Source organism: Pantoea sp. SoEX (assembly GCF_009829945.1).
Classification (GTDB): Bacteria; Pseudomonadota; Gammaproteobacteria; order Enterobacterales; family Enterobacteriaceae; genus Pantoea_C.
Genome location: NZ_SZZT01000004.1, coordinates 1 through 21,521, shown reverse-complemented (window position 1 = coordinate 21,521; position 21,521 = coordinate 1). Strand labels below are relative to the sequence as shown.

The window sequence follows — 21,521 nt, the reverse complement described above, 5'->3', positions numbered from 1 at the left end:
AATTTTAAACATTTGCTTGTCTTAAGTTACTTTGGAAGTCTTATAATCAGAGGAATTAAATGGCTCGAACAACACCTATTACACATTACCGTAATATCGGTATTAGTGCTCATATTGATGCTGGTAAAACAACTACCACCGAACGTATTCTATTTTATACAGGAGTAAATCATAAAATAGGAGAAGTACATGATGGTGCAGCTACTATGGACTGGATGGCCCAGGAACAAGAAAGAGGAATTACTATTACTTCTGCTGCTACCACCACATTTTGGTCTGGGATGGCTAGTCAATTTGATCCTCATCGTATTAATATTATCGACACTCCCGGACATGTTGATTTCACTATAGAAGTAGAACGTTCTATGCGTATTCTTGATGGTGTAGTGATGGTTTACTGTGCTGTTGGGGGTGTTCAACCGCAATCAGAAACTGTATGGCGGCAAGCAAATAAATATAAAGTTCCTCGCATTGCATTTGTTAATAAAATGGATCGTATGGGTGCTAATTTTTTAAATGTTGTAGAACAGATTAAAACACGTTTAGGAGCTAATCCTGTTCCTATACATTTAGCAATTGGTTCAGAGGAAAAATTTAAAGGTATTGTTGATTTAATTAAAATGAAAGCTATTTATTGGAATGACTATGATCAAGGTCTTACATTTGAGTATAAAGAAGTTCCAGTTAACATGTTAAATATAGTTAGCGAATGGCGGCAAAATTTAATTGATGCAGCAGTTGAATCATCTGATCAATTAATGGAAAAATATTTTAATGGTGATCTAATAACAGAAGAAGAAATTAAACATTCTTTACGTAATAGAGTATTAAATAATGAAATAGTTCTTGTAACTTGTGGTTCTGCATTTAAAAATAAAGGTATACAATCTATGTTAGATGCAGTAATAGAATATTTACCAGCACCAACAGATATTCCTGCAGTTAAGGGTTTATTAGATAATGATCATGATGATATAGTTTTAAGACAACCGAATGATAAAGAGCCATTTTCTGCATTAGCATTTAAAATTGCTAATGATCCATTTGTAGGTAATTTGACATTTTTTCGAGTTTATTCAGGAGTGGTTAGCTCAGGTGATGCAGTATTAAATTCTGCTAAATCTAATAGAGAACGTTTTGGTCGTATTGTGCAAATGCATGCTAACAAAAGAGAAGAAATTAAAGAAGTAAGAGCAGGAGATATAGCTGCAGCTATAGGTCTAAAAGATGTGATGACTGGTGATACTTTATGTGATCTAAATTCACCGATAATTCTTGAACGTATAAAATTTCCTGAACCAGTGATATCCATTGCATTAGAACCAAAAACCAAAGCGGACCAAGAAAAGATGAGTGTAGCTTTAAATAGATTAGCTAAAGAAGATCCTTCTTTTCGTGTATGGACTGATGAAGAGTCTAATCAAACTATCGTAGCGGGAATGGGTGAATTACATCTAGATATCATTGTAGATAGAATGAAACGTGAATTTAATGTTGAAGCTAATATAGGAAAACCCCAAGTAGCTTATAGAGAAACAATTCGTGAAAAAATTACAAATGTCGAAGGTAAATATATAAAACAATCTGGTGGTCGTGGTCAATATGGTCATGTGGTAATAGATTTGTACCCTATGAAAATAAAAAACAAAGAATACGAATTTATTAATGATATTAAGAGTGGTATCATTCCTAATGAGTATATACCAGCAGTTGATAAAGGTATTCAAGAACAATTAAAAGCAGGACCATTAGCGGGTTATCCAGTAGTTGACTTAGGCGTGCGGCTACACTTTGGTTCTTATCATGATGTAGATTCTTCAGAACTGGCTTTTAAATTAGCAGCCTCTTTAGCATTTAAAGATGGATTTAAAAGAGCTAAGCCTGTTTTACTGGAGCCAATCATGAAAGTTGAAGTTGAGGCGCCAGAAGAAAATACAGGAGATGTTATTGGAGACCTAAGCAGTCGTCGTGGTATTCTGAGGGGTCAAGAATCAAACGCAATGGGTGTAGTTATTTATTCTGAAGTACCTTTATCTGAAATGTTTGGTTATGCTACTCAGTTACGTTCGTTGACTAAAGGTCGTGCTTCTTATTCAATGGAATTTTTGAGATATGATGAAGCACCTAATAATATCGCTCAAAATATTATTGAAGCTCGTGGTAAATAAAAAGCTACTTTTAAATTTAAATAAAATATTTTTCATTTTTAACTGAAAAATATTATAGTTAGGGAATCCAGTCATGGCAAAAGAGCAGTTTCAACGAAATAAATTGCACATCAATGTAGGAACTATTGGTCATGTTGATCATGGAAAAACTACTTTAACTTCAGCAATTACAACTGTTTTATCAAAAAAATATGGTGGTCAAGCTTGTGCCTTTGATCAAATTGACAATGCACCAGAAGAAAAGGCTAGAGGTATTACTATTAATACTTCACATGTTGAATATGAAACTTTAAATCGTCACTATGCACATGTTGATTGTCCTGGTCATGCTGATTATGTAAAAAATATGATTACTGGCGCTGCACAGATGGATGGAGCTATTTTAGTTGTTGCAGCTACTGACGGGCCAATGCCCCAAACTCGTGAACATATTTTATTAGGTCGACAAGTAGGTGTTCCTTACATAATTGTATTTTTAAACAAATGCGATTTAGTTGATGATGAAGAATTATTAGAATTAGTAGAAATGGAAGTTCGCGACTTATTATCACAATATGATTTTCCAGGAGATAGCACTCCTATTATTCGTGGTTCTGCTTTAAAAGCATTAGAAGGAGAACCAGAATGGGAAGCAAAAATTATGGAATTAGCTAATTATTTAGATAGTTATATTCCAGAACCCGTACGTGCAATTGATCTTCCCTTCTTATTACCTATTGAAGATGTCTTTTCGATATCTGGTCGAGGTACAGTTGTAACAGGTCGTGTTGAACGAGGTAGCATAAAAGTTGGTGATGAAGTAGAGATTATAGGAATCAAACCAACTGTAAAATCAATATGTACTGGTGTTGAAATGTTTCGCAAACTATTAGATAAAGGACAAGCTGGTGAAAATTGTGGTATATTATTACGAGGTATAAAAAGAGAAGAAATTCAGCGTGGTCAAGTATTAGCTAAACCTAGTACAATAAAACCTCATACCAAATTTGAAGCAGAAGTTTACATTTTATCTAAAGAAGAAGGAGGACGTCATACTCCATTTTTTAAAGGTTATCGTCCTCAGTTTTATTTTCGGACTACCGATGTTACCGGTTCTATAGATCTTCCAGATGGAGTGGAAATGGTTATGCCCGGTGATAATATCAAAATGTCTGTTACCTTAATTCATCCGATTGCAATGGACGAGGGTTTACGTTTTGCTATTCGAGAAGGTGGTAAAACAGTAGGGGCAGGTGTTGTTGCTAAAGTTATTAACTAATTATTTTTAGGTGGCCGTACATACGGCCGCTAAAATATAAATAAATGTTTTGAATTTATCTTCATTGAAAAATGATATATAAAATTATTTTAATAAACAGTATTATATTGATAATATAAATAACACATATATCATAATATTAAAAGTAAAACATAATATGTATTGATTATTTAATAAATATATGTATAATATTATGGAAGTGATTTTGTATCTTTAAAAAGATATAATATAAAATCGATGTTACAGCAGTTAATAGTTTTGCAGCTCCATTAGTTGTTTTAAATGGACAGCATGCATTGGATGATTCCAATCTTAAAGATTGGTAATTGATTTTAGTTTTTTCATAGAAACTTGGGAGCTCTGGTCCATGCAGAACCAAAGAATCCGTATACGTCTTAAAGCATTTGATCATCGTCTAATTGATAGATCAACTGCAGAAATAGTTGAGACAGCTAAGCGCACGGGTGCGCAGGTTCGTGGTCCAATCCCATTACCGACCCGTAAAGAGCGTTTTACTGTTATGATTTCTCCACATGTTAATAAAGATGCACGTGATCAATATGAAATACGTACACATCAACGTTTAGTGGATATTGTTGAGCCAACTGAAAAAACTGTCGACGCTCTTATGCGCCTAGACTTAGCTGCAGGTGTTGATGTGCAGATCAGTTTAGGTTGATCTGTTATATTAAGATGAGGTTGAATGTAATGATTGGATTAGTTGGTAAAAAAATAGGAATGACCCGTGTTTTTACTAAAGAAAGCATTTCTATTCCCGTAACAGTAATAGAAATTGAAGACAATTACGTTATTCAAATTAAGAAACTTATTAGTGATGGTTACCAAGCAATTCAAGTGACTACTGGCAATAAAAAAATAAGTCATATCACTAAGGCTGAAGCTGGTCATTTTAAGAAAGCAGTGGTTGAAGTCGGTCGTGGTCTTTGGGAATTTAGAGTAAATGACAGTGAAATATATTCTTTAGGGCAGAAAATTAGTATTGATTCTTTTTGCGATATTAAAAAAGTTGATGTAACTGGTATATCTAAAGGTAAAGGTTTTGCTGGTACAGTTAAAAGGTGGAATTTTAGAACCCAAGACGCTTCTCATGGCAATTCGCTATCTCATCGTGTTCCTGGTTCTATTGGTCAAAACCAAACACCTGGTAAGGTATTTAAGGGTAAGAAAATGGCAGGTCAGTTGGGTAAAGAACGTGTAACTGTACAAAGTTTAGATATAGTGAGTATTGATATCAAGCGCAATTTATTATTGGTTAAGGGTGGTGTTCCAGGTGCTATAGGCAGCAATTTAATTATTAAACAAGCTGTTAAAAATTAGGAGAATAGCAAATGGAATTGGTATTACAGGACATGCAAAGTAATATAACTGTTTCTGAAGATACTTTTGGTATTTTTTTCAATGAAGCTCTAATTCATCAAGTAGTAGTTGCGTATGCATCAAGTGCTCGTCAAGGAACTAGTTCTCAAAAAAATAGATCTGAAGTGAGCGGTTCTGGTAAAAAACCTTGGCGCCAGAAAGGTACAGGACGGGCAAGAGCTGGTTCTTTGCGTAGTCCAATTTGGCGTTCTGGTGGTGTAACTTTTGCAGCAAAACCTCGAAGTTATAGTCAAAAAATAAACAAAAAAATGTATCGAGGTGCATTAAAAAGTATATTATCTGAACTAATACGCCAGAATAGATTACTAATTTTTGAAAGTTTTAGTCTAAAATTGCCAAAAACTAAACTATTGTTAGAAAAGTTAAAAGACTTGCCAAACAGAAATATTCTTATAATCACTAGTGAACTAGATAGAAACTTGCTTTTATCATCTCGCAACCTATATAAAGTTCGCGTAAAAACTGTCGTAAATATAGATCCAATTAGTTTAATTATTTCTGATAGAGTTATTGCAACAGTTGATGCGATAAAACAAATTGAGGGTATTTTACAATGATCTGTAAAGAAAGTTTTTTTAGAATAATCCGTAAACCCCATTCTTCTGAAAAAGCATCTTCTTTGGTTAACAAAAATAATACGATAGTACTTAAAGTGGCTAAGAATGCTAATAAAAAAGATATCTTTTTAGCTATTGAAAAAATATTTGAAGTAAAAATCAAACGTATTAATACTTTAATTGTCAAAGGCAAAATCAAAAAGAAAAACAAAAATCATGGAGAAAATTGGAAAAAGGCTTATATAACTTTACAAAAAGGCCAAAATGTGAATTTTATTAATGGTTCTGAATAAAGGAAAGGAAATAGAATAATAATGGCAGTTATAAAATGTAAGCCAACATCTCCGGGTCGTAGGCATATGGTAAAAGTAATTAATCCTAATCTTTATAAAGGAAAACCATATCCTAATTTATTAGAAAAAAATAACAAATCCGGAGGACGTAATAATAATGGTAGAATTACCACACGTCATATTGGCGGTGGTCATAAACAAAACTATCGATTAATAGATTTTAAACGTAATAAAGATAATATTACTGCGTCAATTGAACGGTTAGAATACGATCCAAACCGTTCTGCAAATATTGCTTTAATTTTGTATAAAGATGGTGAGCGTCGTTATATTTTAGCTGCTAAAGGTTTGAAAATTGGTGATGAAATTCAATCAGGTATTAATGTATCAATTAAGTTAGGAAATACAATTCCAATAAAAAATATTCCCATAGGTTCTATTGTTCATAATGTAGAAATGAAACCAGGAAAAGGTGGTCAAATTGCTCGCTCTGCTGGTGCATATGCACAAATAGTTTCAAGGGAAGGTTCTTATGTTACTTTGCGTTTGCGTTCAGGAGAAATACGTAAGATTGAATCTTGCTGTCGTGCAACTTTAGGAGAAGTTGGTAATAATGAACATATGCTACAAGCTTTAGGAAAAGCCGGAGCATCTCGTTGGAGAGGAATTCGTCCTACTGTTCGCGGGACTGCAATGAATCCAGTTGATCATCCACATGGTGGTGGTGAAGGTCGTAATTTTGGTAAACACCCTGTTACTCCCTGGGGAGTTCAAACAAAGGGTAAAAAAACCCGAAAAAATAAGCGTACTGATAAGTTTATCATACGTAGACGTAATAAATAATATTATTTAAAAAGGATACACTCATAATGCCACGTTCTCTCAAAAAAGGTCCATTTATAGACCTACATTTACTTAATAAAGTAGAGAAAGCAGTGGAAAATGGTGATAGAAAACCCCTACGTACTTGGTCACGTCGTTCAACTATTTTTCCTAAGATGATTGGTCTAACAATTGCCGTCCATAATGGTCGTCAACATATTCCTATTTTTATTTCTGATGAGATGGTAGGGCATAAGTTAGGTGAATTCGCTCCAACACGTACTTATCGTGGTCATACATCTGATAAAAAAGTTAAAAAAGTAAAGTAAGGGGAAAAAGTGGAAAGTATTGCCAGGTATCGCCGTGCTCATTCTTCTGCTCAAAAAGTAAGATTAGTAGTAGATTTGATTCGTGGAAAAAAAGTATCAGAAGCTTTAAATATTCTAGTATATAGCAATAAAAAAGCATCTTTATTAGTTAAAAAAGTATTAGAATCTGCTATTGCTAATGCCGAACATAACGATGGTTCTGATATTGACGAACTAAAAATTAAGAAAATTTCAGTTGATGAAGGTCCCACTATGAAAAGGATGCGGTTACGAGCTAAAGGTCGATCAGATCGAATTATGAAGCGTACTAGCCATATCACTATAGTTGTATCTAATCGCTGACATTATGGAGAAGATATTAGTATGGGCCAAAAAGTACATCCAAATGGAATGAGATTAGGTATTATAAAACCATGGAATTCTACTTGGTTTGCAAATACAAAAGAATTTGCAAACAATTTAGAAAATGATTATAAAGTACGTAAGTTTCTTAATAAAAAATTATCTAAAGCATCTATATCTCGTATAGTAATTGAACGACCGGCAAAAAGTATGCGTGTTACTATACACACAGCTCGTCCAGGTATAGTGATTGGCAAAAAAGGTGAAGATGTAGAAAAACTTAGAATGGTTATAGCAAATATATCTGGTGTTACAACTCAAGTAAATATTTCAGAAGTAAGTAAACCTGAATTAGATGCAAAATTAGTAGCAAATAGCATTACAACACAATTAGAACGTCGTGTCATGTTTAGACGGGTTATGAAAAGAGCTGTTCAAAACGCTATGCGTTTAGGTGCTAAAGGTATAAAAGTTGAAATTAGTGGTAGACTTGGAGGATCAGAAATAGCACGTACTGAATGGTATCGTGAAGGACGTGTTCCTTTACATACTTTACGTGCAGATATTGATTATAACATTTCTGAAGCATATACGACCTACGGTGTTATTGGAGTGAAAGTATGGATTTTTAAAGGTGAAATCCTAGATAACTTGATTCCTAATATTGAAAAACCTATAGAATTAGCTACTCAAACAAAAAAACATCAGCGTAAAAGCCGTAAGTAAAAGGAGAATCGCTGTGTTACAACCAAAACGCACAAAATTTCGTAAGGTACAAAAAGGTAAAAATCGTGGTTTAGCTGCAGGAAGAGAAGTTAGTTTCGGAATGTTTGGATTAAAAGCTATTGAACGAGGAAGGTTAACTTCCAGACAAATTGAAGCAGCTCGTCGAGCAATGACTCGAGCCGTTAAACGTCAAGGTAAAATATGGATTCGTATATTTCCAGATAAACCGATTACAGAAAAACCACTAGAAGTAAGAATGGGAAAAGGAAAAGGTAACGTAGAATATTGGGTTGCTATGATCCAACCGGGAAAAATTCTATATGAAATAGATAGTAATGTAAATGAAGAACTAGCACGTGGAGCATTTAAATTGGCAGCTGCAAAGCTACCTATCAAGACAACTTTTGTGACTAAAGCGGTAATGTAATGAAAGCAGCAAAGTTGCGTATAAAAAATATCGAAGAGCTAAACACTGAATTGCTTAGTTTATTACGTGAAGAATTTAATTTGCGTATGCAAACAGCATCTGGCCAACTACAGCAAACACATATGCTGAAAAAGGTACGTCGAGATATCGCTAGAATCAAGACTTTAATTACTGAAAAGGCTTAATTTGTGATGAATAGTAAAATTCGTACTATACAAGGACGTGTTATTAGTAATAAAATGCAAAAATCTGCAGTTATTGCTATAGAAAGAATTATAAAGCATAATATATACGGTAAATTTATTAAAAGAACGACAACTTTAAATATTCATGATGAAGATAATATATGTAATATTAACGACATAGTAGAAATTCGCGAATGTCGTCCGTTATCTAAAACTAAATCATGGATATTAGTTCGAATAATAGAAAAAGCTATACCGTAATAATATATTCTATATAAATATATAAATCTATAATATAGATGAACTGCCCATTTGGATCGTTCATCATTTTTTAATTTTAATTGAAGAAATATAATATTTAAAAATAATACTTAATTTATATTAAAAAATAATTTTAATATACATCAAGATATTTATGGAGCATTACATAATGATCCAAGAGCAGACTGTTTTAAGCGTTGCTGATAATTCTGGTGCACGCAGGGTAATGTGTATTAAAGTTTTAGGTGGTTCACAACGTCGCTATGCAAAAATTGGTGATATAATCAAAATCAGTATTAAAGAAGCTATTCCGCGTAGTAAAGTAAAAAAAGGTGAAGTATTAAAAGCAGTAGTGGTCCGTAGTAGAAAAGGTGTTCGCCGTTCTGATGGCTCAATTATTCGTTTTGATAGTAATGCTTGTGTTATTTTGAATAATAATGAACAACCAGTTGGTACTCGTATTTTTGGACCAGTAACTCATGAACTTCGTACTGAAAAATTTATGAAAATTATTTCTTTAGCACCTGAAGTGCTTTAACTGAGGTTAACTATGGCAGCTAAAATTCGTCGTAATGATGAAGTTATTGTCTTAACTGGTAGTGAAAGAGGTAAAAAAGGAAAGGTTAAAAATATTTTAATATCTGATAAAGTTATTAAAGTTGTTATAGAAGGTGTTAATTTAATTAAAAAACATCAAAAACCTGTTTCATCACTTAATAAAGCTGGTAGTATTATTGAAAAAGAAAGTGCAATTCAGATTTCAAATATTGCAATTTTTAATGCGAATACCGGTAAAGCAGATCGTGTGGGTTTTAGATTTCAAGATGGTAAAAAAGTACGCTTTTTTAAATCCAATAATGAGGTTGTTAAGTAAGATTGGAGTAAAACAGATGTCAAAACTGCATGATTATTATAAAAATAAAGTAGTCAATAAATTAATGTTACAATTTGGCTATAATTCTGTCATGCGCGTACCCCAAATAAAAAAAATTACTTTAAACATGGGTGTTGGGAAAGCAGTTGCGGACAAGAAGTTTTTAGATAGTGCTGTATCTGATTTAACAGTAATTTCTGGTCAAAAACCGTTAATTACTAAAGTTAGAAAATCGGTAGCAGGATTTAAAATTCGTCAAGGATATGCTATAGGTTGCAAAGTAACACTACGTGGAGCAAGAATGTGGGAATTTTTTGAACGGTTGATTGTTGTTGTTATCCCTCGTATTCGTGATTTTCGGGGTTTTTCTGTTAAGTCATTTGATGGTTTTGGAAACTATAATATAGGTATACGTGAACAAATTATATTTCCTGAAATTAGCTATGATAAGATGAATAATATTAACGGCTTAGATATTGCTATTACTACAACTGCAATATCTAATAAAGAAGGTATAGCTTTACTTTCTGCCTTTAATTTCCCGTTTCGTAAACAATAAAATGGGGTGTATCTAACTATAATGTCTAAACAATCTATGAAAGCACGTGAGATTAAACGAGTAAAATTAGCAAATAAATTATTTACAAAAAGAAATAAACTTAAATCTATTATTTCTGATGTCAAAGTTTCAGATAAAATTCGTTGGAATGCTGTTTTAAAGTTACAAGGATTCCCTAGGGATTCTAGTCCTTCACGTCAGCGTAATCGTTGTCGTCAAACAGGTCGTCCTCGGGGCTTTCTAAGAAAATTTGGTTTAAGCCGTATAAAGGTTAGAGAAGCGGCAATGCGTGGTGAAATACCAGGGCTTAAAAAAGCTAGTTGGTAATTATTATACCAAATTTATAAATTTAGAGGAGATCAGTAATTAATGAGTATGCAAGATCCTATAGCGGATATGTTAACTAGAATACGTAATGGTCAATCTTCTCGAAAAATTACTATTATTATGCCTTCTTCTAAGTTAAAATTAGCCATTGCTAAGGTTTTTAAAGAAGAAGGTTATATTAAAGATTTTAAAGTGATTGGTGACAAAAATTTTCTATTAGAAATCTCTTTGAAATATTTTAAAAATAAGCCAGTACTAGATAAAATTGATAGAGTAAGTAGGCCTGGACTACGTATTTATAAGAAAAAAAATGACCTACCAAAAGTAATAGACGGTATGGGCATAGCTGTCATTTCTACATCTAAAGGTGTTATGTCTGATAGCATGGCTCGTAACATGAAATTAGGTGGTGAAATTATCTGCTATATAGCATAATTGGAGGATTTTAATGTCTCGTATTGCTAAAAAACCGATTATTATTCCATCAGATGTAAAAATAACAATAGATAGTGGTTTCATTTCAATACAAGGTAAGAATGGAGTCTTAAGTCGTATTATAAATAGAGCTGTCAAAATACAACATATCGGTAATACTTTAATATTCAATCCTTATAAAAATTTTGTTGATGGATGGGCACAAGCTGGTACATCCCGCTCAATAATTAATGCAATGATCATTGGGATTAGTAAAGGTTTTATCAAAAAACTACAGTTAAATGGTGTAGGTTATCGAGCATCAGTTAAAAATAATATAATAAATTTATCGTTAGGTTTTTCCCATTCTGTAAATCATGTACTTCCTGTTGGAGTGATTGCAGAGTGTCCAATCCAAACTGAAATTGTTTTAAAAAGTGCTGATAAGCAATTAATAGGTCAAGTAGCAGCTGACTTGCGTTCTTATCGTCCTCCTGAACCTTATAAAGGTAAAGGTATTTGTTACCTTGATGAAAAAGTACGTATAAAAGAATCTAAAAAGAAGTAAGGTGAATGTTATGAATAATAAAAAATTTAATCGTATTCGTCGTGGTAATAATACAAGATATAAGATTAAAGAATTAGGTGCTATTCGTTTAATTGTACATCGTACTTCACGTCATATTTATGCGCAAGTAATAAGTTCAAAATGTTCTGAAGTTTTAGTTTCTGCTTCTACTTTAGAAAAAGTTATTAATAAACAGACAAAATATACTGGAAATAAAGAAGCTGCTGTTATTGTTGGAAAAATTATAGCAGAACGAGCAATTAAAAAAGGTATTACCAGTATTTCTTTCGATCGATCTGGATTTAAATATCATGGTCGTATCCAAGCATTAGCGAATTCTGCTCGTGAAGCAGGACTTCAGTTTTAGATAGGTATTTATTAATATGGCAAATATCGAAAAACAAATGGGTGAATTACAGGAGAAATTAGTAGCTGTAAATCGTGTGTCTAAAACTGTTAAAGGTGGACGCATCTTTTCTTTCACTGCGTTAACAGTAGTAGGTGATGGAAATGGTCGTGTAGGTTTTGGATATGGAAAAGCACGTGAAGTACCGGCTGCTATTCAAAAAGCAATGGAAAAAGCTCGTCGTAATATGATTAATATTGTGTTAAATAACGGAACTTTACAACATTCTGTCAAAGGTGTACATACTGGTTCTAAAGTATTTATGAAACCAGCTTCAAAAGGTACTGGAATTATAGCTGGTGGTGCAATGAGGGCTGTACTTGAAGTTGCAGGTGTATATGATGTTCTAGCTAAAACTTATGGTTCGACGAATCCAATTAATGTTGTTCGTGCTACTATAGAAGGTTTAAAACGAATGAGTTCCCCTGAAATGATTGCTGCTAAATTGGGTAAAATTCTATAAAAAATTAAATTTATAGAAAACAATGGAGTGATATATTAATGACCAAAATGATTAAAGTAACTCAAATAAAAAGTTCTATTGGTAGATTAGCGTGTCATAAAAATACTCTTATAGGCTTAGGATTACGTCATATAGGTCATACTGTTTCTCGTAAGGATAGTCCATCTATACGTGGTATGATTAATGCTGTTTCATATATGGTTGAAGTAAAAGATGAATAACAATTTACGGTTAAACACCATATCCTATGCTATAGGATCTAAATGTACTAAAAAACGTGTAGGTCGTGGCATAGGTTCTGGTTCGGGTAAAACTTGTGGAAGAGGACATAAAGGACAAAAATCCCGATCTGGAGGAAATATCAGTAGAGGATTTGAAGGCGGTCAAATGCCAATTTACCGTCGTTTACCAAAATTTGGTTTTGTTTCTAGAAAAAAACTGTTTCATAAAGAAATTAATCTTTTTGATTTAACAAAAGTCAAAGATAATATTATAAATTTAAATACGTTAAAAGTTTTTAATATTATTAATAATAATGTTAAATCTGTTAAAATCGTTTGTTCAGGAAATATTTCTGTACCAAAAAAAATTATTGGTTTAAATGTTACTAAAGGTGCACGAAAAGCTATTGAATCTGTGGGTGGTAAAATTGAGGATTAAGTATTAAATGACAAAACAATTGGGATTAGATTTTAAAAACACCAAAGATAATTTAGGTAAATTAAAATTTAGATTGTTGTTTTTATTGATTTGTTTATTGGTATTTCGTATTGGATCTTTTATTCCGATTCCCGGTATTGATCCTACTATACTTACAAAAATATTAGAACAACAAAGTGGAACAATTATCGAGATGTTCAATATGTTTTCTGGAGGATCTCTTAGTAGAGCTTCTATTTTTGCATTAGGCATCATGCCATATGTTTCAGCTTCAATTGTAATTCAATTATTAACTACACTACATCCTTCACTATCGGAAATAAAAAAAGAGGGAGAAGCTGGTCGTCGTAAAATTAATAAATATACGCGTTATTGTACTTTAATTTTAGCTATAGTCCAATCAGCAGGCATAGCTACTAATTTACCAAATATGTTAGGTATGCATAGTTTGTTTTTTCATCCTGGTTTATCTTTTTATTTGACAGCTATTATAAGTTTAGTAACTGGAACTATTTTCTTAATGTGGTTAGGCGAACAGATTACTGAAAGGGGAATAGGTAATGGCACGTCTATTATTATTTTTGCAGGTATAGTTGCAGGTCTACCACCAGCTATAGGTCATACTATAGAACAGGCTAGACAAGGTGAATTAAACATTTTCTTACTGATACTTGTTTTGTTGCTTATATTTATAGTAACATATTGTGTTATTTTTATCGAGCGAGGCCAACGTCGTATATTAGCAAATTATGCAAAACGTCAGCAAGGTCGTCGTGTTTATGCTGTACAATCTACACATTTACCACTAAAAATAAATATGGCCGGTGTTGTCCCAGCTATTTTTGCTTCTAGTATAATTCTTTTTCCTGCAACCATGATAGCATGGTTTGGAAATGATAACTGGAAATTATTAGAAACATTTTCCTTATATTTACAGCCAGGTCAAACGCTTTATATATTAATATATTCTTGCTCTATTATTTTCTTCTGTTTTTTTTATACAGCATTAGTTTTTAATCCCAGAGAAACAGCCGATAATCTAAAAAAATCCGGAGCGTTTATTCCAGGTATTAGACCAGGAGAGCAGACAGCAAAATATATTAGTAAAGTAATGACTCGTTTAACTTTAGTTGGTGCTTTTTATATAACTTTTGTTTGTCTTATTCCTGAATTTATGCGTAATTTTATGAAAGTACCATTTTATTTTGGTGGAACTTCGTTATTGATTGTAGTTGTAGTTATTATGGATTTTATGTCTCAAATACAGACATTAATGATGTCAAATCAATACGATCTAGCATTAAAAAAAGCTAATTTTAAAGGATATAGTAAATAATTTAAAAAATGTATTTATAAAAAGGATGAAACTTAATGAAAGTACGTGCTTCTGTTAAGAAACTATGTCGTGACTGCAAAATTATTCTGCGTCATGGTGTCGTGAGAGTAATTTGTAGATCTGATTATAAACATAAACAACGTCAAGGATAAATTTATAATTTTTAAAATTTGTATAAAACATTTCTTATTAAAAATTAATAATATGATAATTAGGAGAATATAGTGATTCGCATAGCAGGAATAAATATTCCTGATAAACAACATACTGTTATGGCATTAACTTCAATATTTGGTATAGGTAAAGTTCGTTCTAAAAAAATCTGCGCCGTTACTGGTATTAGTGAAAGTATTAAAATTAGTGAATTATCTGAAAAACAAATAGATCAATTACGTGATGAAGTAGCTAAATTTGTTGTAGAAGGTGATTTACGTCGTGAGATTAATATGAGTATTAAACGATTGATTGATTTGGGCTGTTATCGAGGTTTACGTCATCGTCGTAATCTTCCGGTTCGTGGTCAACGTACTAAAACTAATGCACGTACACGCAAAGGTCCTAGTAAACTAATAAAGAAATAACCGAGAAAAGTAAACAATGGCAAAGGCATTAGTTCGTGCACGTAAGCGCGTAAAAAAACAAATTGTAGATGGCGTGGCTTATATACATGCTTCATTTAACAATACTATTGTTACTATTACTGATCGGCAAGGTAATGCACTGGGATGGGCAACTGCTGGTGGTTCAGGGTTTCGTGGATCACGTAAATCTACCCCTTTTGCTGCTCAAGTTGCAGCAGAACGTTGTGCAGAATCAGTAAAAGATTATGGTATTAAGAATTTAGAAGTTATGGTTAAAGGTCCAGGTCCAGGGCGAGAATCAACTATCCGTGCCTTAAACTCTTTTGGTTTTCGGATCATAAATATTGTTGATATGACGCCTATTCCTCATAATGGTTGTCGTCCGCCAAAAAAACGTCGTGTATAAATAAGAATTTATTTTGTAGAGATAGCTGGAGAAAAGAATGGCAAGATATTTAGGGCCTAAGCTCAAGCTGAGCCGACGTGAAGGTACTGATTTATTTCTCAAATCTGGTGTTAGAGCAATTGATTCTAAATGTAAAATAGAACAAGCACCTGGTCAACATGGTATACGTAAACCTCGTTTATCTGACTATGGTAGTCAGTTACGTGAAAAACAAAAAGTTCGTCGTATTTACGGTATTTTAGAACGTCAGTTTCGAAATTATTATAAAAAAGCTGCACGTTTGAAAGGAAATACTGGTGAAAATTTATTATGTCTTTTAGAAAGTCGCTTAGATAATGTAGTTTATCGTATGGGATTTGGAGCCACTCGTGCAGAAGCTCGACAGTTAATAAACCATAAATCTATTTTAGTAAATAATCGGTTTGTTAATATAGCCTCTTATCAGGTGTGTTCAGATGATATCATTAGAGTATCTGATAAAGCTATAAAACAATCTCGTATTAAAGCAGCTATAGAACTTTCTGAAAACAATGAAAAACCAACTTGGTTAGAAGTTGATTTCAAAAAAATGGAGGGTCGTTTCAAACGCATTCCTGAAAGAAATGATTTATCCACAGATATTAATGAACACCTGATAGTAGAGCTTTATTCTAAGTAAAGCTGAGTAGCAAAAGAGAGGACATAATGCATGGTTCTGTGACAGAATTTCTAAAACCACGACTGGTAGATATTGAACAACTTAGCTCAACACAAGCTAAAGTAACTCTTGAACCATTGGAGCGTGGCTTTGGCCATACTCTTGGTAATGCACTCCGACGTATTTTGCTTTCGTCGATGCCAGGTTATGCAGTAACAGAAGTTGAAATTGATGGTGTATTACATGAATATAGTACTAAAGAAGGAGTACGGGAAGACATCTTAGAAATTTTACTTAATCTAAAAGGTTTAGTTGTAAAAGTTCATGGTAATAGAGATGAAGCAATACTTACTTTAAATAAGTCTGGTATTGGTCCTGTAACTGCAGCTGATATTACATATGATAATAATGTAGAAATCATTCAACCTAACCACATAATTTGTCATTTAACTGATAAGAACGCTATTATTAGTATGCGGATAAAAATTCAACGGGGACGTGGATATATACCAGCTTCTAACCGAACTCGAAGAGATGATGAACGACCTATTGGTAGACTTTTAGTTGATGCTTGCTATAGCCCTATCGATCGTATAGCATATAATGTAGAAGCAGCTCGTGTAGAACAACGTACTGACTTAGATAAACTAATTATTGATATGGAAACAAATGGAACAATAGATCCTGAAGAAGCTATTAGGCGAGCAGCAACTATTTTGGTAGAACAATTGGAAGCATTTGTTGACTTAAGAGATTTACGTCAACCTGAAATAAAGGAAGAAAAACCAGAATTTGATCCTCTTTTATTACGTCCAGTTGATGATTTAGAACTCACTGTTCGTTCTGCTAATTGCCTTAAAGCAGAAACTATTCACTATATTGGCGATTTAGTACAACGTACTGAGGTAGAATTACTTAAAACACCAAATTTAGGTAAAAAATCTCTTACTGAAATTAAAGATATTTTAGCTTCACGAGGTCTTTCTCTAGGTATGAGACTTGATAATTGGCCACCAGAAAGTATTATCGAAGAATAATAAAAGAAGAATTAATTAAAAAAGGATAACATTATGCGCCATCGTAAAAGTGGGCGTAAATTGAATCGAGATGAAAGTCATCGTAAAGCTATGTTTCGTAATATTACGGTTTCTTTAGTGCGTCACGAAATTATTAAGACCACTTTAGTAAAGGCTAAAGAATTACGTTGTATCATTGAACCATTGATTACTACTGCAAAAGTCGACAGCGTTTATAATCGACGGTTAGCATTTAATTGTATTCGTGATGACGAAACGGTATCGAAATTGTTTAAACAAATAGGTCCACGTTTTATAAATCGTTTTGGCGGTTACACTAGAATTCTTAAATGCGGTTTTCGTCCTGGTGATAAATCTCCAATGGCATATATAGAATTAGTTGATCGTACAAAAAAAACTAAAAAACAATAATATATCAAAATTTAGTTATGTAGTTTGTTTTATAAGTATTATTTTATAAGTATTATTAAGTATACAGAGTAAAAACTCATTATCAATGGGTTTTTTACTCTATTTCATTTGTTTTTTACCTTAATTCTGTACCAGGTTTAAACCATTCATACCTAGAATTAATTAAATCTCTTGCTGACATTTGTTTTTTACCAGAAGGTTGTAATGTAATCAAATTAATTATACCTCTAGTAGTATTAACTTGTATTCCATTATGTGTAATTCTAATTATTGTTCCCGGTTTTAATGGTTTTAAATTAATCAATTGATTATTTAATAAACTAACTTTCCATACTTTAATTAACTGATTATTAACATAAAAAAAACTAATTGGCCAAGGATTAAACGCTCTAACACAACGCTCTAATTGTTTTGCTGAAAAATTCCAATTAATTTTAGCTTCTTCTTTGTTTATTTTTTTAGCATAATTTGCTAGTGTTTCATTCTGTTTTTTAGGATACATAGTTCCATTAGAAAGTTTTAATAAAGTATTAATTAATCCATGTGAACCCAACTTTGCTAACTTTTCATGTATTGTTAAAGAAGTATCATGCAATGAAATATCACATTTGATTTGATATAGCACATCTCCGCTATCTAATTTTTCATTCATTTGTATAATAGTTATTCCAGTTTCTGTATCTCCTGCTAAAATAGCTCTTTGTATAGGAGCAGCTCCACGCCATCTAGGTAAAAGAGATGCATGGACATTTATACATCCCAACCGAGGGATTGCTAGAATATTACTTGGAATTATTAATCCATAAGCTACTACAATAATTATATCTGGAGATAAAGTGGAAATTTTTATTTTAATATCTTCACAATCAAGTATTTCTGGTTGAAAAATAGGAATATTTTCGTTTTTAGCTAAAATTTTAACTGGACTAGCAGTTAATTTTTGTCCTCTGCCAGCAGGACGGTCAGGTTGAGTAAATACTGCTATAATCTGGTGTTTTGATGTTAAAATATTCTTAAGGTGAATTGCAGCAAATTCAGATGTTCCAGCAAATATAATTCTCAACATAAATCTTTTAATTTTTACCTTTGTTGAAACTTTACTATTTTTTTTAATCTAGACTTAATTCTATCACGTTTTAATGGCGATAAATAGTCAATAAATAGCTTTCCATTTAGATGATCTATTTCATGTTGTATACAAATTGCAAGTAGATCCCCAGTTTCTATTTCTATACTATTACCATTAATATCAAGTGATCGTATTTTTACACTTTCAGCTCTTGATACAAATGCGTGTTGTTGCGGAAGAGAAAGACATCCTTCTTCTATTCCACCTTTACCCGTACAACTTAATAATTCTGGATTAATTAATACTAAACGATCTTTATGATTTTTAGAAATATCAATAACTATAATACGTTTATGAATATTTACCTGTGTAGCTGCTAAACCAATACCCTCATTAGCATACATAGTTTCAAACATATCATCAATAATATGTTTAATTTCTTCTTCATTGATATCTTTAACTGGTAATGCTTTTTTTCTTAGACGATTATCTGGAAAATATAATAGTGGTAATACTGACATAAATTATAAATTCTATTTAATTTGTTTATTATTGAAATTAGTTTTTATTAATTCTATTGATTAGAATAAATACATCAATTATAAAGTAGACCATAATTATTGCTTTTGCAATTTAAAATAACTAATAGAAACATAAAGAACAAAATAAATTTTATAAATTTCTATATCAAAGTAACAATATTTATCACTAATATTGTACAGGATAAACTAATTATATATTATTACTTATATAAAATAATTGCAATGATAGTTATTATTAAATATTATCATTTTTTATTTTTTTATAATACAATCTAGTATTATATAGTTGCTGGCTTGATCATAACTATGACTATCAGTATTAACTATATACTATTTTATTATTTATAAAGACAAAATTATAAAAGCTGGTAAATATCTCTATTTTAAGGAGACATGATATGTTTGATGTAATAATTTACTTGTTTGAAACATATATTTATAGTAGAATGAACGGGTATATAGATGAAAGTAAATTAAAAGATCATCTCAAAGATGCTGGTTTTTATAGCGAAGATGTATATAATGCTTTAAGATGGTTGAAACAATTATCGTTATATCAAAAAAAAATCATATCTCCAAAGTTAACCAATAATCATTCTTTTTTAACATCTATACGAGTATACATAGAAGAAGAAAAAATAAGATTAGATACGGAAAGCAGAGGTTTCTTACTTTTTTTAGAACAAATCAAGATTTTGAATTTAGAAACTAGAGAAATAATTATAGATCGTGTAATGGCGCTTGATACCAAAGATTTTAAACTAGAAGATTTAAAATGGTTAGTATTAATGGTATTATATAATATCCCTGGATGTGAAAGTGCTTGTCAGCAGGTAGAACAATTATTTTTTGACTCTAAAAGCAGAGTAATACATTAATTACCATTTACAAATTATTATAGAAAAATTATGCATATAAATCATTAAATTAATATTTTTACTCATAATTTTAAGAAAAATAGTGTATTTATTTTACAAATATATAAATAAAAAAATGTTCATTTATAACATGTAATTTTTTAATTTTATGGTTATATCCATTTTTACAATACTAACAATAAATCTAAATAGTATGTATACAAAAATTTTTTTTAGTTCGGTTAGAAAATGTGTAAAAGAACTTAAAAAAGGTGGTATAATAATTTATCCAACTGAATCAGTTTTTGGTTTTGGATGTGATCCTGATAATCAAACTGCAGTAATTAATTTAATTATTATTAAAAAACGTTCAATAAAAAAAGGTTTTATTTTAGTTGCTGAAAATTATAATCGTATAAAATCATATATTGCAGATAATGAAATTTCATCAATTCAACGTGATTACATGTTTTCTTGTTGGCCCGGACCAGTAACTTTTATTGTACCTACTTCACCTAAAACACCAAGTTGGTTAACTGGACAATTTAATTCTTTAGCAGTACGAATTACTGATCACCCTAGTGTAAAAAAACTTTGTAAACATTTTGGCAAACCAATTATATCGACAAGTGCTAATATTTCAAATCAAAATCCTTGTCGCACATTTAATGATATTAAAAAACAATTCGGGCAAACATTTCCTATTTTATTTGGAAAAACTTATGGTCGTGAACGTCCTTCTGAAATTAGAAATATTATAACAGGGGATTTAATACGTCAGGGATAAGTTATGTTTAAGTTTGCAGTTTTTGGAAATCCAATACACCATAGTAAATCTCCAATAATTCACCATAAATTCTTCAGACAAACTGGAATCAAACATAATTATGGACGTGTTTGTCCTCCTATAGATGGTTTCTCAGAGGCTATTTCAAAATTTTTTTCTAAAGGAGGAATTGGAGCTAATATTACTTTACCTTTTAAAAAGCAAGCATATCAATTTGCTGATGAACTAAGCGAAAGAGCATATCTTGCAGGAGCCGTAAACACTTTAAAAAAACAGAATAATAAAATTTTTGGAGATAATACCGATGGTATCGGATTATTAAGTGACCTTCAAAGACTAAAAATGATTAGTAAAGAAAATAAAGTTCTTATAATAGGTGCTGGTGGTGCAGCTAGAGGTATAATTGCTCCGCTTTTAATTTTAGGTTCTATGGTAACTATAACTAATCGTACTAAAAATCATGCTTTGGAATTAGCCAATAATTTTAAACAAAACGGAATTATTGATGTTTGTAATATAGAAGATTTAGAAAACAAAAAATTTAATCTAATAATCAATGCTACTTCTAGTAGTTCTAAAGGTCAAATACCTCAAATACCTAGTTCTTTAATTAATAACAATTTATGTTGTTATGATTTGTTTTATCAAAAAACATTAACTCCTTTTTTATATTGGTGTAAACAGCAAGGGTGTAATTGCTTATCTGATGGTCTAGGAATGTTAATTTATCAAGCTGCATATTCATTTAAATTATGGCATGGAATTCTTCCTAAAACAAAATATATAATTGCAAATATGCGATAATGTAAAAGAATCAGATA

The 21,521-nt window shown here is 31.5% G+C and carries 35 protein-coding genes; 33 read left to right on the top strand and 2 right to left on the bottom strand.

Annotated elements, in window-relative coordinates; translation table 11 throughout:
* Window positions 1-59: 59 nt before the first annotated feature.
* From fusA to rplQ, 30 genes are all read left to right on the top strand, one after another.
* On the top strand, window positions 60-2,168 hold the full coding sequence (fusA, locus tag FD726_RS02625) for an elongation factor G (protein ID WP_159990044.1): 2,109 nt from the start codon (window positions 60-62) through the stop codon (window positions 2,166-2,168).
* A gap of 73 nt (window positions 2,169-2,241) precedes the next feature.
* On the top strand, window positions 2,242-3,426 hold the full coding sequence (gene tuf / locus FD726_RS02620; RefSeq protein ID WP_159990043.1) for an elongation factor Tu: 1,185 nt from the start codon (window positions 2,242-2,244) through the stop codon (window positions 3,424-3,426).
* Between the two features lie 367 nt (window positions 3,427-3,793).
* Window positions 3,794-4,105 carry a 30S ribosomal protein S10 gene (gene rpsJ, locus FD726_RS02615; protein WP_136131790.1) on the top strand — a complete coding sequence of 104 codons (312 nt, stop codon included), beginning with the start codon at window positions 3,794-3,796 and terminating at the stop codon, window positions 4,103-4,105.
* 29 nt (window positions 4,106-4,134) lie between these two features.
* Window positions 4,135-4,764, top strand: a complete 630-nt coding sequence (rplC, locus tag FD726_RS02610) for a 50S ribosomal protein L3 (RefSeq protein WP_159990042.1) — start codon at window positions 4,135-4,137, stop codon at window positions 4,762-4,764.
* An 11-nt stretch (window positions 4,765-4,775) separates the two neighbouring features.
* The gene (gene rplD, locus FD726_RS02605; RefSeq protein WP_159990041.1) at window positions 4,776-5,381 is read left to right on the top strand and encodes a 50S ribosomal protein L4; all 606 of its coding nucleotides are present in this window, start codon (window positions 4,776-4,778) and stop codon (window positions 5,379-5,381) included.
* A complete protein-coding gene (locus tag FD726_RS02600; RefSeq protein WP_159990040.1) occupies window positions 5,378-5,674 on the top strand; it encodes a 50S ribosomal protein L23 in 297 nt (98 codons plus the stop codon). The genes rplD and FD726_RS02600 overlap by 4 nt, the downstream gene beginning before the upstream one ends.
* A 21-nt stretch (window positions 5,675-5,695) precedes the next feature.
* Window positions 5,696-6,517, top strand: coding sequence for a 50S ribosomal protein L2 (rplB, locus tag FD726_RS02595; protein ID WP_159990039.1), 822 nt, complete (start codon window positions 5,696-5,698; stop codon window positions 6,515-6,517).
* 26 nt (window positions 6,518-6,543) lie between these two features.
* Entirely contained in the window at window positions 6,544-6,825 is a 282-nt protein-coding gene (gene rpsS, locus FD726_RS02590; protein WP_159990038.1) for a 30S ribosomal protein S19, read from the top strand.
* Window positions 6,826-6,834: 9 nt separating this feature from the next.
* A complete protein-coding gene (gene rplV, locus FD726_RS02585; RefSeq protein WP_159990037.1) occupies window positions 6,835-7,167 on the top strand; it encodes a 50S ribosomal protein L22 in 333 nt (110 codons plus the stop codon).
* 21 nt (window positions 7,168-7,188) lie between these two features.
* Window positions 7,189-7,893 (top strand): 30S ribosomal protein S3, encoded by a 705-nt coding sequence (gene rpsC / locus FD726_RS02580; RefSeq protein ID WP_159990036.1) that lies wholly within the window; start codon window positions 7,189-7,191, stop codon window positions 7,891-7,893.
* Window positions 7,894-7,906: 13 nt separating this feature from the next.
* Entirely contained in the window at window positions 7,907-8,320 is a 414-nt protein-coding gene (gene rplP, locus FD726_RS02575) for a 50S ribosomal protein L16 (protein ID WP_159990035.1), read from the top strand.
* Window positions 8,320-8,505, top strand: a complete 186-nt coding sequence (gene rpmC, locus FD726_RS02570; protein ID WP_159990034.1) for a 50S ribosomal protein L29 — start codon at window positions 8,320-8,322, stop codon at window positions 8,503-8,505. The genes rplP and rpmC overlap by 1 nt, the downstream gene beginning before the upstream one ends.
* A 6-nt stretch (window positions 8,506-8,511) precedes the next feature.
* A complete protein-coding gene (gene rpsQ / locus FD726_RS02565) occupies window positions 8,512-8,766 on the top strand; it encodes a 30S ribosomal protein S17 (protein WP_159990033.1) in 255 nt (84 codons plus the stop codon).
* A 169-nt stretch (window positions 8,767-8,935) separates the two neighbouring features.
* A complete protein-coding gene (gene rplN, locus FD726_RS02560) occupies window positions 8,936-9,304 on the top strand; it encodes a 50S ribosomal protein L14 (RefSeq protein WP_159990032.1) in 369 nt (122 codons plus the stop codon).
* Between the two features lie 12 nt (window positions 9,305-9,316).
* Entirely contained in the window at window positions 9,317-9,640 is a 324-nt protein-coding gene (gene rplX / locus FD726_RS02555; RefSeq protein WP_159990031.1) for a 50S ribosomal protein L24, read from the top strand.
* A gap of 16 nt (window positions 9,641-9,656) precedes the next feature.
* Window positions 9,657-10,199, top strand: a complete 543-nt coding sequence (gene rplE, locus FD726_RS02550; RefSeq protein WP_159990030.1) for a 50S ribosomal protein L5 — start codon at window positions 9,657-9,659, stop codon at window positions 10,197-10,199.
* Between the two features lie 21 nt (window positions 10,200-10,220).
* Window positions 10,221-10,526 (top strand): 30S ribosomal protein S14, encoded by a 306-nt coding sequence (rpsN, locus tag FD726_RS02545; RefSeq protein ID WP_159990029.1) that lies wholly within the window; start codon window positions 10,221-10,223, stop codon window positions 10,524-10,526.
* 42 nt (window positions 10,527-10,568) lie between these two features.
* Window positions 10,569-10,961, top strand: a complete 393-nt coding sequence (gene rpsH / locus FD726_RS02540; protein WP_159990028.1) for a 30S ribosomal protein S8 — start codon at window positions 10,569-10,571, stop codon at window positions 10,959-10,961.
* A 13-nt stretch (window positions 10,962-10,974) separates the two neighbouring features.
* Window positions 10,975-11,508 (top strand): 50S ribosomal protein L6, encoded by a 534-nt coding sequence (gene rplF, locus FD726_RS02535; RefSeq protein ID WP_159990027.1) that lies wholly within the window; start codon window positions 10,975-10,977, stop codon window positions 11,506-11,508.
* Window positions 11,509-11,518: 10 nt separating this feature from the next.
* Window positions 11,519-11,875, top strand: coding sequence for a 50S ribosomal protein L18 (gene rplR, locus FD726_RS02530; protein ID WP_159990026.1), 357 nt, complete (start codon window positions 11,519-11,521; stop codon window positions 11,873-11,875).
* 16 nt (window positions 11,876-11,891) lie between these two features.
* Entirely contained in the window at window positions 11,892-12,377 is a 486-nt protein-coding gene (rpsE, locus tag FD726_RS02525) for a 30S ribosomal protein S5 (protein ID WP_159990025.1), read from the top strand.
* 38 nt (window positions 12,378-12,415) lie between these two features.
* Window positions 12,416-12,598 carry a 50S ribosomal protein L30 gene (gene rpmD, locus FD726_RS02520; protein WP_159990024.1) on the top strand — a complete coding sequence of 61 codons (183 nt, stop codon included), beginning with the start codon at window positions 12,416-12,418 and terminating at the stop codon, window positions 12,596-12,598.
* A complete protein-coding gene (rplO, locus tag FD726_RS02515; protein WP_159990023.1) occupies window positions 12,591-13,037 on the top strand; it encodes a 50S ribosomal protein L15 in 447 nt (148 codons plus the stop codon). The genes rpmD and rplO overlap by 8 nt, the downstream gene beginning before the upstream one ends.
* A 7-nt stretch (window positions 13,038-13,044) precedes the next feature.
* Window positions 13,045-14,373, top strand: a complete 1,329-nt coding sequence (gene secY / locus FD726_RS02510; RefSeq protein ID WP_159990022.1) for a preprotein translocase subunit SecY — start codon at window positions 13,045-13,047, stop codon at window positions 14,371-14,373.
* A 35-nt stretch (window positions 14,374-14,408) separates the two neighbouring features.
* On the top strand, window positions 14,409-14,525 hold the full coding sequence (rpmJ, locus tag FD726_RS02505; RefSeq protein ID WP_159990021.1) for a 50S ribosomal protein L36: 117 nt from the start codon (window positions 14,409-14,411) through the stop codon (window positions 14,523-14,525).
* Window positions 14,526-14,597: 72 nt separating this feature from the next.
* Window positions 14,598-14,954 carry a 30S ribosomal protein S13 gene (gene rpsM, locus FD726_RS02500; RefSeq protein ID WP_159990020.1) on the top strand — a complete coding sequence of 119 codons (357 nt, stop codon included), beginning with the start codon at window positions 14,598-14,600 and terminating at the stop codon, window positions 14,952-14,954.
* Between the two features lie 16 nt (window positions 14,955-14,970).
* Complete coding sequence (gene rpsK / locus FD726_RS02495) at window positions 14,971-15,360, top strand: 30S ribosomal protein S11 (protein WP_159990019.1); 390 nt, start codon at window positions 14,971-14,973, stop codon at window positions 15,358-15,360.
* Between the two features lie 37 nt (window positions 15,361-15,397).
* A complete protein-coding gene (gene rpsD, locus FD726_RS02490; protein WP_159990018.1) occupies window positions 15,398-16,018 on the top strand; it encodes a 30S ribosomal protein S4 in 621 nt (206 codons plus the stop codon).
* Window positions 16,019-16,044: 26 nt separating this feature from the next.
* Window positions 16,045-17,034, top strand: a complete 990-nt coding sequence (locus FD726_RS02485; protein ID WP_159990017.1) for a DNA-directed RNA polymerase subunit alpha — start codon at window positions 16,045-16,047, stop codon at window positions 17,032-17,034.
* A gap of 33 nt (window positions 17,035-17,067) precedes the next feature.
* Window positions 17,068-17,445 (top strand): 50S ribosomal protein L17, encoded by a 378-nt coding sequence (rplQ, locus tag FD726_RS02480; RefSeq protein ID WP_159990016.1) that lies wholly within the window; start codon window positions 17,068-17,070, stop codon window positions 17,443-17,445.
* A gap of 115 nt (window positions 17,446-17,560) precedes the next feature.
* Here the strand turns inward: rplQ and fmt are convergent, their stop codons facing one another.
* Both fmt and def read right to left on the bottom strand, forming a co-directional pair.
* Window positions 17,561-18,511: a methionyl-tRNA formyltransferase gene (fmt, locus tag FD726_RS02475; protein ID WP_204162673.1), complete on the bottom strand. Its 951-nt coding sequence runs from the start codon at window positions 18,509-18,511 to the stop codon at window positions 17,561-17,563.
* 14 nt (window positions 18,512-18,525) lie between these two features.
* On the bottom strand, window positions 18,526-19,035 hold the full coding sequence (gene def, locus FD726_RS02470; RefSeq protein WP_159990015.1) for a peptide deformylase: 510 nt from the start codon (window positions 19,033-19,035) through the stop codon (window positions 18,526-18,528).
* Window positions 19,036-19,454: 419 nt separating this feature from the next.
* Between def and FD726_RS02465 the strand changes: the two genes are divergently transcribed.
* The 3 genes from FD726_RS02465 (at window position 19,455) to aroE (ending at window position 21,504) form a co-directional block, all read left to right on the top strand.
* On the top strand, window positions 19,455-19,934 hold the full coding sequence (locus tag FD726_RS02465; protein ID WP_159990014.1) for a DUF494 family protein: 480 nt from the start codon (window positions 19,455-19,457) through the stop codon (window positions 19,932-19,934).
* A gap of 193 nt (window positions 19,935-20,127) precedes the next feature.
* Window positions 20,128-20,700 carry a Sua5/YciO/YrdC/YwlC family protein gene (locus FD726_RS02460; protein WP_159990013.1) on the top strand — a complete coding sequence of 191 codons (573 nt, stop codon included), beginning with the start codon at window positions 20,128-20,130 and terminating at the stop codon, window positions 20,698-20,700.
* Between the two features lie 3 nt (window positions 20,701-20,703).
* On the top strand, window positions 20,704-21,504 hold the full coding sequence (gene aroE / locus FD726_RS02455; RefSeq protein ID WP_159990012.1) for a shikimate dehydrogenase: 801 nt from the start codon (window positions 20,704-20,706) through the stop codon (window positions 21,502-21,504).
* Window positions 21,505-21,521: the final 17 nt, after the last annotated feature.